This is a genomic window from Paenibacillus sp. FSL R7-0302, from assembly GCF_038006885.1.
Lineage (GTDB): Bacteria > Bacillota > Bacilli > Paenibacillales > Paenibacillaceae > Paenibacillus_AQ.
Window position 1 is genome coordinate 3876109 of sequence record NZ_JBBOWB010000001.1, and the last position, 19194, is coordinate 3895302.

General features: G+C 46.2%; 6 protein-coding genes. All 6 read right to left on the minus strand.

The features are described 5' to 3' along the window. Positions 1-8: 8 nt before the first annotated feature. The 6 genes from MKY96_RS16940 to MKY96_RS16965 are packed head-to-tail and all read right to left on the minus strand — an operon-like array spanning position 9 to position 19170. The gene (locus MKY96_RS16940; protein WP_340941813.1) at positions 9-1034 is read right to left on the minus strand and encodes an alpha-ketoacid dehydrogenase subunit beta; all 1026 of its coding nucleotides are present in this window, start codon (positions 1032-1034) and stop codon (positions 9-11) included. Then, a complete protein-coding gene (locus MKY96_RS16945; protein WP_340941815.1) occupies positions 1012-1965 on the minus strand; it encodes a thiamine pyrophosphate-dependent dehydrogenase E1 component subunit alpha in 954 nt (317 codons plus the stop codon). The genes MKY96_RS16940 and MKY96_RS16945 overlap by 23 nt, the downstream gene beginning before the upstream one ends. Next, positions 1949-2191 carry an acyl carrier protein gene (locus tag MKY96_RS16950; RefSeq protein ID WP_076073529.1) on the minus strand — a complete coding sequence of 81 codons (243 nt, stop codon included), beginning with the start codon at positions 2189-2191 and terminating at the stop codon, positions 1949-1951. Before MKY96_RS16950 ends, MKY96_RS16945 begins: the two co-directional genes overlap by 17 nt. A gap of 22 nt (positions 2192-2213) precedes the next feature. Further along, entirely contained in the window at positions 2214-4244 is a 2031-nt protein-coding gene (locus tag MKY96_RS16955) for a condensation domain-containing protein (protein WP_340941816.1), read from the minus strand. 15 nt (positions 4245-4259) lie between these two features. Beyond that, a complete protein-coding gene (locus tag MKY96_RS16960) occupies positions 4260-14504 on the minus strand; it encodes an amino acid adenylation domain-containing protein (RefSeq protein WP_340941819.1) in 10245 nt (3414 codons plus the stop codon). Positions 14505-14535: 31 nt separating this feature from the next. Continuing rightward, positions 14536-19170, minus strand: coding sequence for an amino acid adenylation domain-containing protein (locus tag MKY96_RS16965; RefSeq protein WP_340941821.1), 4635 nt, complete (start codon positions 19168-19170; stop codon positions 14536-14538). Positions 19171-19194 lie beyond the last annotated feature (24 nt).

Genomic DNA, 19194 nt, shown 5'->3' on the forward strand with positions numbered 1-19194 from the left:
CGCCTCCGTCACCCTTCTTTAGCGATTTTCATCAGCTTCAGTACACTTTCATAAATGTCCTGTTCCCCTACCAGTACCTGGCTTTCATAATACATGGATGCGGGAATAATGCTGTCAGAAGAACTTAAGAGCTCAATGGCTCCATCCTTCTGCTTATTGAGATATGGATATAATTTGACCGCTATTCCTTCGCCCCAGGTATGCCCGCTGGTCCCCTCTTCCACAATGAGAATCTTGCCGGCTGCAACCGCATCTTCAACAATGGCCTCGATTCCGCAGGGATACAGCTTGGAAGGTACCGCTACCTTAACTTCAATTTCATCCGCCATAATCAGCTTTTCAGCCACTTTCATGCACATGGAAGCCAAGCCTCCGGGGCAAAGGATAAGAACATCCGGTACACTGTTTTCTTCTATACTGGCGACTGCCCAGTTCTCATGGTCACCTTTAAAGGAATAGTTGAAAAGCTCATCGATCACGCCATTTTCATACCTGTACTGGGAATATATTATTTTTTCTTCAAAAAAAATACAAGGATTTTTTTCACTCAACATCCGGTTAAACACATCATAATTATCATGAAAAGGAGACAGCTCATACACGCTTAGATTAGGGATGCCCATGAAGTATTTTTGCATGCTTTGGCTGTGTGTGGGTCCGTACCCCCTGTAACCGCCATTCGCACATCTGACAATCATGCTGAGATCCAGCTTGTCTCCGTACATGGTTACGGACTTGGATGCAAAATTGAGCAGAGGATCAAATGACAATGTAGTGAAATCCGAAAACATCATATCCACGATCGGTTTGTGGCCCATGATTGCCATTCCGCTTGCCATGTTGACAAATCCCTCTTCACTTATCGGCGTGCCAATCACTCTGTCCGGATAATCATCAGATAATCCCTTGTTGATTTTGAAGGCACCCCCATAAGGCTCACGTACATCTTCCCCGATTACAACGACTGCCTCGTCCTCACACATCAGCTGATGAATGGCATGTCGCAAATTCTCATTTATTTTTTCTTTTTTCATAGTCCGCCCATTCTGCTCCCTCTCTGTGTATGACAAGTTCCTGCAGCGTTTGCATTTGATTCTGGACAGCTTCTTCAAGCTTATCTACCCTTGCCTCATCGCTGGCTTTCATTTGGTTGTACCAGTAATTCTCCCGGACTCTTTCAAGCTCATCAGCACTTCTAGTGTCATCGCCTTTACTGTGGGACGCGACCCGATCTGTTATGAATTCAATGACCAGGGGTTTGGATTCCTTGCGGACACGGTGTATAGCGTCACCAGTCTGTTCTCTTATTTCATTAACAGCTTTGCTCTGGATGCACAGATAATCAAGATCGAACCCCCGCACCCGGCCTTCTATGCTTCCCGACATGCTGTAGCTTTGATGGGTTGATATCGCTATTCCATTGTTCTCTACAACGATGACCATCGGGAGATTCCAGATGCCGGCAAAGTTCAAGCTTTCGTACACGCAGCCCCTGCCAAAGGTTCCGTCGCCAATATAGACAAATACCAGATTATCTTGTTGCTTGTATTTATAACTCCAGGCGATGCCTGTGCCTACTGCTATGCCTTCGGCCTGAATCCCTGTAGATATAAAGCGGTCTCTGCGAATGTGCTGGCTTCCTCCGATTCCATTACATACAGCGCCTTGTTTGCCCATGACCTCTGCCAGCAAGCCCTCAGCATCCCCATATCTGGCAATATAATGCCCATGCCCCCGGTGATTGCTGATCACAAAGTCTTCTTCTTCAATGAACGGATTCAAGGCTACCGGGATATATTCTTGTCCCATGCAGGTATGAGTGGTCCCTGTGACATGTCCGCTTGAAAAAAGCCCGAGGATCGATAGCTCATATTGACGGATCAACAGCATTCTTTCCAGATCATGATCACTAGTGCTTCCCGCCAGAACCGCCTGCCCGGCAATGGCATTATTCAAAGATTTCATTGCTTACTCCTTTGCTCTTTAAGACCGTTATAAAGGCGGCAAGATTTTTCAAGCTTTTCACTTCCTTGAAGGTGAACTTGACCTTATAGGTATCTTCAATGGTTGTGATTAACTTGATATGCTTCAGGCTTGTCCATTCCGGAGCATTCTGCGGTGACAAGTCTTCGTGAATCGTTTCTTGGTCCGGGATGGCCAGAATATCCGCAACAATCTCTTTTAATGTCATAACGTCAGCATCCTCTCATCATTCAGCCCGTTGACTGCATTGCTGTATTGTAAATACTCATGACCAGTTCTGTGCCCATCGCCGTGTAATACTCTCTTAAATAAGGAACATGCCCTTCTTCATCACCAAGACCGTCGTTATACTCACTAAGCTTATATTTCACAGCGATTTCGTCTCCATGAAGTACAGAAATATTCCCGTTATTCGCACATTCCGCAGCTATTTTTTGCTCCGACTGTTGAATGAGCCGCTTGGCTTCAGTCATCTGATTGACTTTATCCGATGCCGGACACAGGTACAGAATGACCTTGGACTGATGCTTGTTCACAAAGCTGGAGACACATTGGATGAACCGGTTCGTATTGTCCGTCAGCACGGCTGCAAGCCTGGCATCCTTAGCATCCATGCCTTGAATCCAGTCTTCCAAACGGAGTAACAGGATTCCTATACCCTGACTGCTTCTGCATAACAGTCCCGTATCATCAATCAATTGCTGGAACATCTGGCTATACGGTGCGAATTGCAGCTTATAGTCGATCCGGAGCTTGTCCAGCCAGAATTCCATCGGCTCTCCTACAGGTCCGGATTCGAAGGAGGAGACTACCGTCATCACTACTTTCTTACGCGATATAGAGGAGACGAATTCCCCGATGGTCCGGTCAGGATTCTCAGTAATCAACTGGATTAATAGCTTGAAATCCTCAATCATCTGCAGAATGGTATCCTGGGCGAACAGATCCGTATTGTACTCGAACCCGGCAGATATTCCATGCTTCAGAATGGTTGCGTACAAGGACAAATCGAATTGTGCCGTTTCTACCGATACCGGGAGTACTTCAACCTCAATTCCCGGAATACTAACACTCAGCATCGACTCCTCGGTCTGAACATACAGCACCTGGAACACTGGTGAATGCTGCATCTGACGTTCAATATCAAGGCCCGTGACCACTTGCTCAAACGGAATCTCCGCATGATTAAAGGCTTCCATGCAATGGTCTCTAACCTGGGTGAATAACTCTGCAAAGGTCATGCTGCTCGCTATTTCACTTTGGATAACTACCGTATTAATGAACAGGCCGATTAATTTCTCCAATTCAAGCTGGTTTCTGTTGGCAACCGGTGTTCCAATACAGAGCTTATTATCCAGACTGTAGCCATGCATCAGAAGGGTTAGCGCGGACATCATCATATGGTACATCGAGCCATTCATTTGCACACATCTGTCGCTCATTGCCTTCACTGCTTCTTTTTCAATGAGAAAGTACTCCGTCCTTCCCCGGTAAGTCTGTGTGCTGCCTCTTTTATAATCGTAGGGTAAATGAATGGCCTTTGGTGCATCTTTAAGCTTGCCAATCCAATACTCCAGCTGATTATCCAGCTGGCCGCCTTCAATTCTTTTACGCTGCCATTCCGAATAATCGACATATTGTACCTGGAGCGGTGAACGGGCAACTTGTCCATGAAGCCTGTCCCGGTAGCCCCCGGCAATTTCATTCATAATTACACCGAAGGACCAGCCATCACAGATAATATGATGAAGGGAGAGGGTTAAGACGATTTCTTCTGCAGACAATCTCAACACATAGAACCGCCACAAAGGGCCTACAGTCAAATCAAAGGGCCGTCTTGCAATTTCACTGTTAACCTCCCGGATCTTTGCATCCCTCATCGCACCGTCGTATTCTTCCAAATGAATAATATCCAGCCGGAATCTTTCATAAGGTTTGATAATCTGTGACGGTATATAGTCTATGGTGTTGAACACTGTTCTAAGACTTTCATGTTTCTCAACGACTGCATTGAGCACATCTTCCAGAATATCAAGTCTTATATCGCCTTTGAGCCGATAGGACTGCGGGACATTATATACGCCTCCGTTCATGAACTGCTCCATAAACCATTGTCTTTGCTGTGAAAAGGACTGGCTGAACGCATTCGAGGTTCTGGCGACCCTCTCAATATCCCTTTTTTTGCTGTCTTTGGACTTCGTAATCAGGCCTGCGAGCTGTTCCCTTGATAAGGATTTGAGTTTATCCTTCTTAGTCTCCATATAAGTACTCCTTACTTATCTTTTCAAAAGCTCCTTAAGGCGCTTCCTCTTTACCTTCATGGCTTCCTTCTCTGTCTCCATCACTTCACTGGCAGAAGCGACTTCGGCAAAGCTGTTCGTTGTCTCCTCCAGATATTCACAAAGACTGCGGATGGTTGGGTATTTGAACATATCCACCACCGTAATATTCGTATCAAAGCTCTCCTTGATCTTGTAATAGACCTGAACCACAAGCAGCGAATGGCCGCCAATATCAAAGAAATTATCATTGACGCCAATGTTCCGGGCATTCAGGACGGCTTCCCATATCCGCTTGACCTTGGCTTCGTTGTCATTGGCTGCTTCTACAAATTCATTCCTTACGCTTCTTCTTATACTTCCAGGCTCAGGAAGCATTTTCTTATTCAGCTTGCCATTTGGCAATAACGGCATCTCCGGCAAGACCATAAAGAACGATGGAATCATATAATCCTGCAACTGACTTCTGATATGTTCTCTGATGACAGGAATATACTGGTGGATATCTTTCCACTCCAATGGATTGGTGAAGTATACACTTTGGTCCTCATTGTAGCGGATGAAATTCGGCACTTCATAATCATAGGCACAGGTGTCCGCTCCATATTTATTCTTATGGAACAGGATCAGCTGATAATCTCCGCTCTCGCCATGACCATTCCACAAAGCGCGAAGCCGGTAATTCCCGCCATCCTGCACGAGCAAATCATATAAGCTTGGAGCATACAGTTGAAGCTCCCTAACGTCTTCACTCAGCTCACGGACAGTTGCAGCTTGCACCGCAGGGTCGTTCAGCAGCGACTCAAGCTTGTTCTCATGAACCAGCTTATCCATCAGGACATCTTGAATTACAATAACCTCATCCTGCCGCCCGGTGAATATATCCTGGAGCCCCTGCTCTGATTGTATATTCCGCCAGCTGAGCTGAACGATATTCTCCAGTTGCTCTGCTTCTTTCGTCCGGATCACTACCTGATAGCGGAATTTACTCATCTCATTCTCGAATTTTGTTACTTTAGGCAGAATGGAGACATGGTGAACCTGCTCCAGGGAATCCTTAAGGCTCAAGAAATATTTGGAGTCTACCAGCAGCTCATTCTCCGCTACAATGGAATTCTTAATCCGGTCGTTTAATTCTTGCACGGTAGTATCTGCAGGTGCCTTATACCATTCCACCGAAGTATGATAGCTTCTTAGCAGCGGCAGGGAACGTACATCACCGATAAAGAGGGTTCCCTCTTTGTCCAGCATGCCTAAAAGAGTAGTAATTACCTCATTCAGATACTCTCCGCTCGGGAAGTACTGAATGACAGAGTTGATAATAATGGTGTCGAATGTCTCATTCTGCAGTTCGCCAAGCTCATCAGCCGATTTCTGATATAGTCTGACATTCATGGAGCTGTCCAAATTCCGTTCGATATAATCGAGGCCTATCCTCGATAAATCAATACCCACGTACTCTTCGCATAACGGGGCGATTTTGAACAGAATCATCCCTGTACCGCAACCGACCTCCAGTACTCTACGCGGCTTAAAGCTCTTAATCAGATCGACGGAATCGGCAAGCCACTCTTCCATTTCCGGGGTACCAAGCTTCTCCCCGGTGTAGCTGCTGTTCCAGCTGATTGTATTTAGACTGAAATCTTGAATCGTTTCCTCTTTGTTGTAGGCATTATCGAATATCGATTCCCACTGGGTGACCTGCTCCTTGCTCTCCTCCATGACGTCCTGTTCTCTATAATTCACATCACGGACAATGTAGGACACGATTCTTACATCATTTCCATCCTCTAAGTTGATGACTACGTTATCCTTAACGGAAGGATGCGACTGAATCACCTTTTCGATTTCCCCTAATTCAATGCGCAGTCCTCTTACTTTGACCTGATTGTCAGCGCGTCCTATAAAGTTGATGTTGCCGTCCGGCAGCAATTTGACAATGTCACCGGTCCGGTACATCCGTGCAGCCACATATTTACTGAACGGATTCGGAATGAATTTCTCGGCTGTCAGATCGTCACGTTTGTAGTACCCTCTGGCCAGGTTCGCACCGGCAATGAATAGCTCTCCGCTCACATTATAGGGAACGGGATTCATGTACTCGTCCAGTACATACAGCTGCACATTGGAGATGGGCTTGCCGATCGGCACAATCTCTTTATCCAGCTTCTCGCTGCAATCGTAGTAAGATACTTCAACGGAGGCTTCGGTAGGGCCATACAGGTTGTATAGACCTGCATCGAAGGTCTGGAAGAACTGTTCCTTTAACCGGTACGGCAATGCCTCCCCGCTGCAGAACACTTTTCTCAGACTGCTTCCTGCCTGCTTGGCTCCGGGATGCTCCAGGAACAGCTTCAGGATCGAAGGCACAAAATGAGAGATGGTAATCTGTTCATCCCTGATCAGCTGAGCGAGATACTCCACGTCTTTATGCCCTTCAGGCTTGGCTATAACCAGACAGGCACCTACCGTCAGCGCCCAAAAAATCTCGCTGCAGGATACATCGAAGCTGAAGGGTGTCTTCTGCACCTGCCGATCTCCCGGCTGCATCCCAAATTCTTTTTGGCCCCATACAATACGGTTTCGGATGCCGCTGTGAATATTAATCGTTCCTTTAGGCTTTCCTGTCGAACCTGAGGTATAAATCATGTACGCCGCGTGGGTACCTTCAACCTTTACTCCGGGATTACCGGTACTCATCGGCAGGAACAGTTCCTTGTCCCGCAAATCCACCTTACGGATTCCCGCAAGCGCATCGGTCTCGTCCATGCAGGTCAGCACCAGCTTAACCTCAGAATCCTGAAGCATATAATCTACCCGGTCCCGGGGATAGGTTGGATCAATAGGGATATAGGCCGCGCCTGCTTTTAGAATTCCATAGACGGCTACCATCATTTCAATGGACCGGTCTGCGTACACACCAACGAAATCTTCACTGCCTATTCCCTGCGCAATCAGATAATGGGCGACTTGATTCACCCGCATATTAAATTCCAGATACGTAAGCGTGTCTCCCTGGAATTTCAGCGCCGGCGCATCCGGTCTTAAAAGCGCCTGTTCTTCAAATAATTCATGGATAAATAATTCTTTCTCCAATGGAACATCCGTTTTATTGTGCTCATAGAGGATTTCATTGATTTCTTCTTTATCCATGAAATTGAACTGCTTGATTTTTTGATAAGGATCTGCGCATAGGCTGTTGATGATGTTCTCCAGATGCCGCATCATCTTCCGTATGGTGCCTGTTTTATAGATATCCGTATTGTATTCACATAAGGTGTGCACTCCGTCTTCCAGCTCTCTCATAGAAATCCAGAAATCGAACATTGCTGATTTATTGTCTGTTTCCACTCGGGTAATCGCAAGATTCGGCAGCTTGAAATCAGGCAGTGCTTCATTTTGAAGGGAGAACATCACTTGGAACAACGGGTTTCTGCTTAAATCGCGTTCCAGCTCCAATTCATCCACCAGCATCTCGAACGGCATATCCTGCGCATCATAGGACTCCAGCGCACTTGTCTTTACCCGTTCAATCAATTCCATGAAGGAAATATCGCCTGACAAATCATTGCGGAGCACCAGGGTGTTCACAAAGAATCCGATCGTATTCTCTGTTTCCATCCGCGTCCGGTTGGCAATCGGAGTTCCAATGGCGATATCCTCCTGTCCGGTATATCTCGCGAACAGGACATCGACCGCCGCCAGATAAATCATAAAGGGTGTAGCGCCCGTAGCTTCTGCCAGTTCATTCACCCGGTCCATCATGCTCTTGCTATATACAAAGAAGTCCTTTTTCCCGTTAAAGGTTTGTACTTTCGGTCTGTCGTAATCCGACGGGATATCCAGGGTAGCAACATCCTTGAGCTTGCTCTTCCAATACAGGAACTGGTCTTCTTTAACCTTTCCGGTGAACCAGTCTCTCTGCCACTGGGTATAATCCGCATACTGCCATTCAATTTCGGGTAATTCGGCCGGCCTTTGATTCACTAAGGCATCATATAGCTCGACGAATTCATGTACAAAGACTCCCATAGACCAGCCGTCGGAAATAATATGATGCATGGTGAGGAAAATAACATGCTCATCCGCAGCAAATTTAAGCAGCTTACATCTGATCAACGGTCCGTTTTTGAAATCAAATTCCTGATGGACTTCTTCATCTGCCAGTTTGGTAATTACCTGCTCTCTTGCCTCTTCTTCCACATGCATTAGATTCTGCAAAGGAATCTCGATGGCATCCACATCATGCAGAACCTGCATAATTTGCCCTTCAATGTTGTCGAAGGTCGTTCTGAGTCCTTCATGGCGCTTGACGATTTCTGTAACAGCCTGCTGCAGGCAGGAGACATTTAACTCGCCTTTAAGCCTGATGCTTTCCAGAATATTGTAAAACGCGCTTTCTTCATCATATTGTTTTAAGAACCAAAGTCTTTGCTGGGCATAAGAAACCGGTATGCCCTGTTTCTTCTCTTCATCAGATAATTTTGGAAGGTGAACTTCTCCCTTGGAATCCGTAGCCGGGTGAACTCTCTCTTCCACAAGCTTAGCCAGCGCTCCAACAGTCGGATGATAGAATAAGTCATTGATGGCAAATTCGATCCCGTATTCTTTTTTAATTCTGGAGACGACCTGGGTTGCCTTTAAGGAATGTCCTCCAAGCTCAAAGAAGTTATCATTCATCCCTATTTTCCCGGCGGCTAATACTTCGGACCAAATGTTGCTTATGATTCTCTCAGCATCTGTAGACGCTTCTACATATTGCTCTGCTTGTTCCTCTTCGATCACTTCGCCATCCCTGTTGACCGTGAGCATCTTCAGCTTGCTTACCGCGCCATAATCATCCAGGACCCTGGCGTTCTCAAGCTGGAGAAGAGCCTCTGTATCTTCCTGCCTGTAGACAGCAAGATATTCTTTGGCATACACTTTCTCATCAATTCTGTGGCTGATATGCACATTATTCTCGTCAATCCCTACATAGACCATGTCGTCGCCAAGATTCAACAGGGCTTCAAAGAATAACAGGCCATCCTGCTCACTGATCACATGCTGCCCGATGGATTCACTGAGACTGTTAATGGATTGCAGGCTTCCCGCAGTCATTCCGATCTTATCCCACATCGTCCAAGAGATACATTTCACTGCATATCCTAATTGGCCGGCTGCATACTTACAGAACATTTCCAGGAAGCTGTTCCCTGCCGCATAGGCACTGAAGGTCGCACTTCCGAGCAGCGAGGTCACCGAAGAGAAAGTGATCAGCATCGCATCTTTTCTGCTTTTCAAGAGTTCAAACAGATTTAGCACACCATAGACCTTGGCATCGAATTCTTCGGCAAAAGTCTGCTGTCCGATTTCCGAAATCAGGTATGAATCCCGGTTGTCAAAATGCCGCTGGTAGCTTGAATTCCCGGCAAGATGTATAATTCCATCAATCTGAATTCCCTTCGATTGCTCATAATCTTCAACCGCCTGAATGATGGAATCCAGATCACACACATCCGCCTGCCGGTAACTGATGGAAGTTCCTAGTGCAACTAATTGGTCGTAATGCTGAACTCTGCTATCCTTATCCTCAAGAGTCCCCAGATCGCTTCTTCCCAGAATCAGAAGATTAGCCTGATAGTTTTCAATGAGCTGACTGCAGATTTTTGTGCCGATGCCCCCAAGGCCCCCGGTTACCACATAATGTCCGCCTTGTTTGATCTTTGTCTTGGGTTCTGCTTTCCGTAAAGGCACATTCCGGAGCTTCCATGTTAATCTCCTGCCGTCACGGTAACTGATTTCCTTCACAGCAGTCTCTCCGTGCATAATCTCAGCGCGTAATAAGCGGGCATCCTGCTTGATATCCCTTCCTTCCAAATCGATCAGCAGCGATCGTACACCCGTATTCTCCGTATCCAGAGTAGCCATGAAGCCGATTAATGCGGCATTATCATAACGGGTTTCCAGGCCGCCTGCATCCGGGAACACATTGCTGCTACCCACATACAGGCTTGTAGAAGCGCATAGGTCATTGTTCGCCAATACCTGCAGTAAGTGGATTAGACTAAAGACACCGAGTTGGTTACTGTTTGAGATATCTGCATGTCCGCTAGCGTTTATTTGATAAGTGGGAAGATAGATCATATGATCGGCCGTCCACCCGATTTGCTTAAAATAGTCAAACAGCTCTTTGCAGCCCTCATAACAGGTATAATCACAGCCATAATGATTCCGGTCATATACCTGGAAGCGGTCCTCTTGCTTGACCGATATGACCCTGGTTGCATCCAGGCCCATACATTCTATGAATTCAGCCGCCAATCCGTGGCGGTCCTCAAACACCAGGATATTGACGCAGGGTACGGAGCCCTCTTCAACCTTAAAGCTCAGCGGCTTCCATACTTTCTTGAATATCCATGGCTTTACGGTGTTCTTATTTCTGACGATTTCGAGTTTTTTCAGGACAGCATCGTATTTGCCGGCAAGCAGGGAATCTCTTAACAGAATCCGCTGAATTTTACCAATTCCTGTCTTTGGAATCTCTTTTTTAGCCAGAGGGATGATGTATTCAATAACAAGCCCGATTTTTGAAGTGATTACCTTTTGCATCTCTTTGATGATCCCTTTGAGCCTCCCGGCATCCATGGATACCGGATGGAAGAATATCGCTAATTCTTCCTCTTGTGAACCGCTTGCTTTGACGGATACCGCAGCTGTATAAGATACTTCAACCCCGTCAATCTCCTCAAGGATGGCCTCAATTTCCGAATTATTATAGTTGACACCATTGATGATAATGATGTCTTTGGCCCTACCTGTAATGGTAAGTCCCCGGTCGGTTATAATTCCCAGATCCCCCGTATCGAACCAGCCGTCTGGCGTAAATGCTTCGGCGTTTGCTTTGGGGTTATTGTAATATCCCGGTGTAATGCACACCCCGGCCATCTGAAAGCGTCCTTCTGTATAGAGAGGCACTAATTCATTCTGAGCATCGACAATACGGATGCTGTTCCCTGGAAGAGGTCTGCCTACACTTACACTGCTATCCTCCTGCTTCACTACATCCAGACCGAAATCAGTGGAGTATATGGAACCCGCACAAGTCTCGGACATCCCGAAGCACGGCATCATTGCCGACTTATCCAGGTTATATGGCTTAAGGATCTCATTAAACTTCAGGGCGGTCCGCGCCACTACCACTTCTCCGCCGTTAGTTATAAACCGCAGGGCAGACAGGTCAATATTCAGTGCTTTGATTCCACTCTCAAGGCTGTTAATCAGATTAAAGGCAAAGTTCGGTGCCCAGGTATTCGTAGCTCTAAAATCACTCATCAGCGTAAGCCACCGGAGCGGAGCTTCCAGAATATAATTAACAGGTGCCAGAATCTCCTGGCAATGCAGATAGATGTCTCTTACATTACACATAACAATTCCGCCCACATGGTCCATAGGCATCCAGTTAAAGGTTACTTCTTCTGGACCAAACCCGTTATTTTGGCAGGCGGCAATCGTGCGTCTCAGAATATTTCTGTGGGTCTGCATAACTCCTTTCGGCATTCCTGTGCTTCCTGAGGTAAGCAGCAGCAGCGCTACATCATCCGGCTTCACCTCGTAGGTGATTTCTATATCCCGGCTCTTCATCAATTGTTCAGCGGAATACACGGTGAACTCTTCTTCGCCGCCAAGAACTCCGGGAACACTGCGAATACTTGCAGCCAGCGCTTCATCCGTCACAATCACAGGCTGTTCAAGCATTTTCCAAGCATTCAATAGTTTGCGGATTACTGCATTATCTTCTTTATAAGAAGCAGCTACCGTGGCCGGAATCCCGATAAAGCCGCCTAACATACAAGCCCAGAACGTATTTACATAATTCCGGTTGTTATCCATCTGATAGATGACCTTATCCCCAGGCTGCAAGCCTCTTTCGATAAGACCGCAGCAGATAGCCTTGGCTTCACTGTAGACCTGCTTATAGTTAGCAAAGTCAATGCTGCCATCATAATTAACGAACCGGATTCCATAATCATCAGGAGCTTGATCGGCAGCCCGTTTGATGTAATAACCCAGATCAAAGACGGTATTCTCAGGAATGATCACGTCTTCTCCAACAATGAGGGATAGCTGTGTTTCAGCGCTGCTCTCTTCCTTGCGGGTCTCAACCCCTTCAGCCTTGTCCATTTTGCCGGAGCTCTTCTTCTTAATAAAAGAATAATTATCGGCCAAATCGGAGATATGCACGTTATCCCGGCTGATTCTTGCGGCCTTGCGCACGAACTTCACAGGAGATTCACTCATAGCGCTCTGCTCATCCGGGATAACTAAATTACTCCAGCGCTGAATGAGGTTGTCATTAATAATTTCCAGTTCGAGCAGATCATTGATTTTGACAACGCCATCTCTGTAATAAGGAATGTGTGACACAGGAACGAGCTCTGCTGCTGCCAGACAATCCTTCTTATTGAAGTCAAGCAAGGTGCACAATCTGTCGACGATTGCACTTCTTATGGCTCCAGTTCGTTCTTCATCGAATGCCGCTTGTTCCACTACTGCATCCGTCACCGGTTCCACATAATAGACTACAAGCTTGGATTCACCCTTCCTGTTATAACGGTGAAGCAGCTTCACATCATCTACTAATGATTCCGCTCTTAGGGCACGCTCCAGCGCAGGCAAATCACGTTTGATTCCGCCAATCATCATGCTGGTGCTTAAGGTCTCATTAATCATTAACGTTCCATCTGCATAATAACGGCCCCTATACCCGGAAGCGGTCTGATCCGGCGTACATACACTGCCCTCGAATCCGTCCGGAAGCGGATGCCCATAGGGATCAACAATCAGAACGCGCGGTATAGCGGAAGCCGAACTCTGAGGGATAGGCTGGTTATGCAGGTTCACAACGGCGGATACTGCCTTCCCTGCTTTGAAATCTGTATTCTGCTCCGATGGAAGCAGTTGAATCGTGCGGATAGCTTCATTTATTTTAAGGACCATTTCATCCAAAATCGTTATGAAGCTCCTTTGAAATTCTTCAATGATCCTGTCGCTGAAATAAGCGGAATTATAAATCGTCTCCACAAGAATTCCGTGATCCGGCTTAACCACCCAGGCCAGCGGATAATTAATTTCTTCTCTTAATTGCAGCTCTGTGATTGAGAACTCTGTGATATCCTTATAAGCCTGTGCGTTGGCATAATTCTCATATACAAAAATACTCTGGAATAATTGAGGCAGATTATGGGCGCTGCTGATCTCAGCCAAAGACATATATTCATGGGGACTGCGGCTGATTTGATCCTGTGTGAGGTTCTCCAGGCACTCCAGCAAGGTAAGATTACCATCTAACTGAACACGGACCGGAATGGTATTGATAAAGATGCCTACGGTGTGATCGATACCTTTTAATTCCGCAGGTCTTCCCGATACAGTCGTCCCATAGACGACATCTTCTTTTCCACTGTATTTACTCAACAAGATGGCAAAGGCAAGATTATACAATTGGTAGGCGCTGAACCCGTTATTTTTAGTGATCTGCTCGATAGAATGATGTATATCCTCTGAAAGCCGTAAGGAGAGTTTACGGGTCTCACCCTTCTGCTCTTCCACTGCAGGTTCAGTATACAGAGGCAAAGCTTCCTCAAAGCCCTTCAGCTTTTCTTTCCAGTACTGTCTGGAGACCCCGGCATCCTGTTTATGCAGCCAATGGATATAGTCCTTAAATGATGCGGATTTGTGCTTCGCCGGTGCCTCCCCTGTCTTGAACGCTTTATAATTCCCGAACATTTCCTCCAGTACCAGAGGCAGTGACCAGCCATCCATTATAATGTGGTGAAAGCTCCAGACAAAATAATAGCTGTCTTCTGTAATTTGAATTAGAGCAAATCTCATCAGCGGAGCCTTGTCCAGTTCAAAACCCATCATTCGGTCATTTTCAAGAAACATGCTATAATCATGCTCGATTTCTTCCCTCGGCAGATTGCTCCAGTCATACTGAATGTAGCTGCATTCGCATTGCTTCAGAACTACCTGAACAGGTTTTTTCACACCTTCCCAGACAAAGGCGGTTCTTAGAGCGGAATGATCGTTAATGACCTTCTGCCAGGCATCCCAAAAATATTCGAAATTAATCTGCCCGTGTAATTTGCACGAGAATTGCTCCAAATACATGCTGCTGCTTTCACTTTTCAAGCTGTGGAACAGCATGCCTTCCTGCATGGTGGATAATCCATAGATATCTGCAACGTTCCTCTTGTTCATTTATTCTCCTCTTTCTTGTCCCTGAGTGACCTTAATTGAACTTTGCCAAGATGAAATCTAAATCTTCCATATCCACATCGTCAAAATCTGCAGCGGAAACTCCATCATCCTCAGATTCAATACAGTAGCTGATCATCCCCCTAAGCGTATCCGTGAAGGCATTTGCCTGCTGCACGATGTTCTCCCCGGAATGGATATTCGGGTGATATCCCCACTCGAAGGTTAAGCGATCCTGCCGGATATACGCGTTGACTTCAAGCAGACTAACTCTTGCATTCTTCAATCCCCTGGTATACAGCGGTTCTCCGGTAAGCAGCCGGAAATGTGCATGCTCGGAGGTTTTGTTATCCAAATGCCCCATGTAATTAAAAACAATATCAATAGCTTCACGGGGGCCATCACTAAGCAAGAACTCGAACTTACGCTTCTGCACGGCAGCTAATCTGTCTTTCACTTTTTTTAACGTAGCTCCAGTAGTTGAAATATCATCTGCGGAGAAGTAAAAAGGATACAGGTTGGTAAACCAGCCTACCGTTCTTGACAGATCCACCTGACCGGCAAGCATATCTCTTCCGTGACTTTCCAGATATAAGGTATGGTCTGCCCCATCCCATGCATGCAGCATCGTTTCCAGGGCGGCAATCATCACCTCAATAGGCTGAATGCTGTAATGCTTAGGCACTTCAATCATTAGCTTGGCGGTATCTTCTTCCGTTAAGGAGAACAGGCATTGCTCTGCTTCTCCTTCAAGATTGTCTATGCTGGAGCGGCCTCTTTTGGTTTTTCTTGAATGAGCCGCAATTTCTTTTGTCCACTCCTTTTTTTTGCTCACTGCTTCATGGCTGCCGGCGTATGCTTCTGCCGCGTTGCTCCAGCTTATGAAGGATGAGGTTTTCTGCGGAAGTCTGACTTCCCGCTTATCTGTTAAGGCCTGATAGCCATTCAATAGATCCTCGACGATGAACCTGAAGGACACCGCGTCGCATACCAGATGATGTGCTGTCAATACCAGTCTGCTGCCTGACAACGTATCGGATACAATAAGCAGCCCTTTAAATACTTCTCCCGCTTGCAAATTAAGAGATTGCTGAAAAGCTGTCAATTCCTGCTGCATCCGCTGTTCATAGTCATCATGAGCTGGAATCTCTACTGTCTTCAAGCGTTCGCTGTAGGCAAACGGCAGAATATCCGCATACCTTGGAGCCGTTCCGGGAAGTACGCGGGTTCTTAACAAATCATGCTGCCGGCACACTTCATTGAGCGCTTCATTCAATCGCCCGGCATCTACAGTCTCCTTCAATTCAAAGCTTACAGACTGATTCCAATGGTTATTTTCCGGGAAATTATTGGTGAAGAACCACTGCTGGATAGGTGTCAACAGGTAAGTACCTGTAACCTCTCCCTGATCACAGCAGATTTGTTCAACTGCCTCAGCCTTTAATGCCATTTGTTCAATACATTTATCATCGTAAAAAGACTTTAATTCGAGCTTAATTCCTGCCTCTGCCGCCTTGGCGATAACCTGCATGCTGATAATGGAGTCTCCGCCAATTTCGAAGAAATGATCACGGATACTAACCCGCCGGACCCCTAAGAGCTCAGACCAGATTCGTTCCAGCGTTCTTTCAATCTCTGTGGACGGTTCAGCGAAATCGTTCTCCGCTTCCATAGGCTGGCCTAAGGACGCTAATCTGCTGTTATCCGGCTTACCGTTCATATTAAGCGGAATGGCCTCAAGCGTATTAAATGCTGATGGAATCATATACGAAGGTAATCCATCGTTCAAAAAGCTTCTGATTTCTGTCAGAGTCACTGCTGCATCCACAACTAAATAAGCTGCCAGATAAAGATTGCTCTGGTGGTCAATCTCCGGGATAACAACCGCCTCAATCACTTTGTTATGAGAAGAGAGCTTATTCTCAATCTCTCCGATTTCGATCCGGTGTCCCCTGATCTTGACCTGATTATCTATTCTTCCGGTAAAAGCAATATTTCCGTCGTTCAGCCAGCTAGCATAATCCCCCGTCCGGTACAATTTACCGGGACCATAGGGATTATCAATAAATTTCTCCGCTGTCAGTTCCGGCCTGTTCAGATACCCCCGGGCAATGCCTGCTCCTGCTATACATAATTCTCCGATAATTCCTTTTCCACATAAGGAAGTATAATTCATAATATAGATTTGCATATTGGCAATTGGCTTGCCAATCGGAATTCGATTCGGGATTTGAACAGTCCTTTCGTATTGCCAGTCCGATGCACAGACCGTAGTCTCGGTAGGTCCATACGCATTGAAATATTCAATCGGCTCTGCCAATTTTTCGACCAGATTGACGCTTGTTGCTGATCCCGCTGTGATCAACAGACGGATTCCGATGGCTCTATCCGCTATTACATTCCAGTATGGCGGAGGCAAGGTGGCAACGGTTACGTTATGCCTTTTCAGCTCCAGTTCCAGCAGATTCACATCCAGCGCAACTTCTTTGGTAATGATGCATAGTCTTGCACCCGTGAGAATTCCCATAATCATTTCCCAGACAGAGGCATCAAAAACAAGATTGGCAAATTGCAGGATCGTATCATCCGTGGTCACTTTGTATTTATTCCAAAAATAATCTCTCAAGTTAACAATACCGCTGTGTTCCACCATCACGCCTTTAGGCTGACCTGTAGTTCCCGAGGTATAGATTACATAAGCAAGATTATCCGGATTACTGTGGTCCGTAAGATTGTCCGTGGACTCGGTCTCAATGCGCTTATCACCCATTGAAATCTGCTCAATACCTGCATAATCCTGATGGATGCCGGAAGTTATCATATACCGGACTTTGCTGTCTTCCAGAATGTACTCCATCCGCTCCCGGGGATAAGTCAAATCCACCGGCATATAAGCACCGCCAGCCTTGGTTACCCCCAGTATGGCAATGATGGCCTCAATGGATTTATCCAGCATAATGGCAACCAGACTCTCGCAGCCCACACCGGTTTTCCGCAGATGATGTGCCAGTTGATTGCTGCGGTTATTCAGTTCTTTATAGGTAATCTTCTCATTGCCGCATACTACGGCTACTGCCTCTTCCCGGAGCGCCGCCTGGGTCTCGAATAGCTGCTTGATAGTCTGTGGCTTATAGTCCGTAACCTTTTCGTTAAAAGAGTAGAGGATCTCATCCTTTTCTTCTTCCGAGATCATTTCAATATTTGCAATGGCCCGATTGTCATATTCAGCAATGAATTGCAGAATATTCAGATAATAATCCTTAATCTTTTCAATCCGCTCCCGGGAGAATTTATCCGAATTATACTCAAACCAGGCGATTAACCCATCCTTGTCATCATTGACTTCCAGCGCCAAGTCCACCTTGGCCGTTTTTAAATCCAGTTCTTCGAACTCTATGTAGAAATCCTTTGTTGTAATATCCTTTAACGCATGGGTCTCATAACTGAACACCACCTGATAGATCGGGGTAGACAGCAAATCTCTTTCTACCTTCAAGTCCTCTACTATGAAATCAAACGGCAAATCCTGATTCTTCAGGGCTTGCATCACCTGGGCATTCTCCGCCTGGATATAATCGAATAATTGTTGATCTTCTCCAATAGTACTGCGGATCGGCAGCATGTTCAGGAAGCACCCGATGATGCTCTGGCATTCCTCTTCATTTCTGCCGGTAACCGGGACCCCGACAATAATATCGTTTTGGTGTACGTACTTATGCAGCATAATTTTGAGTGCGCTCATTAACAAAACAAACAGTGTAACCCCGTGTTTTTTTGCAGCAGCTTCCAGTTTTATTTTCAGCTCCTTGCGGATTGAAAAAGCTACCCGTTCGCCATGATAGGTAAGCCCATGACCGGCCGTGTAATCCGTTGGAAGCATACAGGTCATGCTGCTGCCCGACAATTGTTCCCTCCAGAACTTAAGCTGATGATCGAACTCGCCTTTGGCAATCCGGTCATTCATGTGGATGACATAATCATAATATTGCACAGCGGGTTCCTCTACAGGTGCCATGCTTGCGCCTGCATAGGCTTCATACAGTTGAAGCAATTCTCTAATAAAAATGCCGCTTGAATAGCCGTCCGATACAATATGATGCCAAACAATTTGTCCAATCCATTCGGTCTCACTAAGCTTGTAACAGATCAGGCGAATAAGCTTGCCCTCAGCTAACCGGAACGGCTGTATTCCTTCCGTGTACATCCTTTGCCTGATATCATCAGGAGACAGTTCCATCCCTGCCTGGGAGCAATCATAACTTTTGAAGACCGGCTCTTCGGTATCTTCGCTGAGCTCAACCTCAAGCTGTCCTTGTCCTCCCTTGAATTTAGAACGCAGCACCTCCTGCTGCTTAACCACCGTTCTGAAGGCCTTGTGCAAAAGCTCCACTTGAAGCTTGCCATGGAATGTCACATAACCCGAAACATTATACGTAACCGATTCATTGAAGAGTTGTTCGACATACCAAATTTTCTTTTGCATATAGTTGGAAGGCAACACGGTCAACTCCGGTGCTCTCTTGATGACCCTATGCAGCCCTTTCTCTTGCAGGATGATCTGTCTTTTCTTTTTTCTTTGTTCCTCCAAGAGACTCTCCAGCAGCAGTCTCTTGGCGTCCGATAAGGCATTCACTCTGTTTTTCACACTTCCGCTTTCGTTGTTCTGCATCTCTCCACACCTCTATCTGTCCAT

Bases quoted from the DNA above. Each gene is read 5' to 3' on its own strand.
- MKY96_RS16960 (WP_340941819.1), bottom strand. From the start codon at position 14,504: ATGAACAAGAGGAACGTTGCAGATATCTATGGATTATCCACCATGCAG.
- MKY96_RS16945 (WP_340941815.1), bottom strand. From the start codon at position 1,965: ATGAAATCTTTGAATAATGCCATTGCCGGGCAGGCGGTTCTGGCGGGA.
- MKY96_RS16950 (WP_076073529.1), bottom strand. From the start codon at position 2,191: ATGACATTAAAAGAGATTGTTGCGGATATTCTGGCCATCCCGGACCAA.
- MKY96_RS16940 (WP_340941813.1), bottom strand. From the start codon at position 1,034: ATGAAAAAAGAAAAAATAAATGAGAATTTGCGACATGCCATTCATCAG.
- MKY96_RS16955 (WP_340941816.1), bottom strand. From the start codon at position 4,244: ATGGAGACTAAGAAGGATAAACTCAAATCCTTATCAAGGGAACAGCTC.
- MKY96_RS16965 (WP_340941821.1), bottom strand. From the start codon at position 19,170: ATGCAGAACAACGAAAGCGGAAGTGTGAAAAACAGAGTGAATGCCTTA.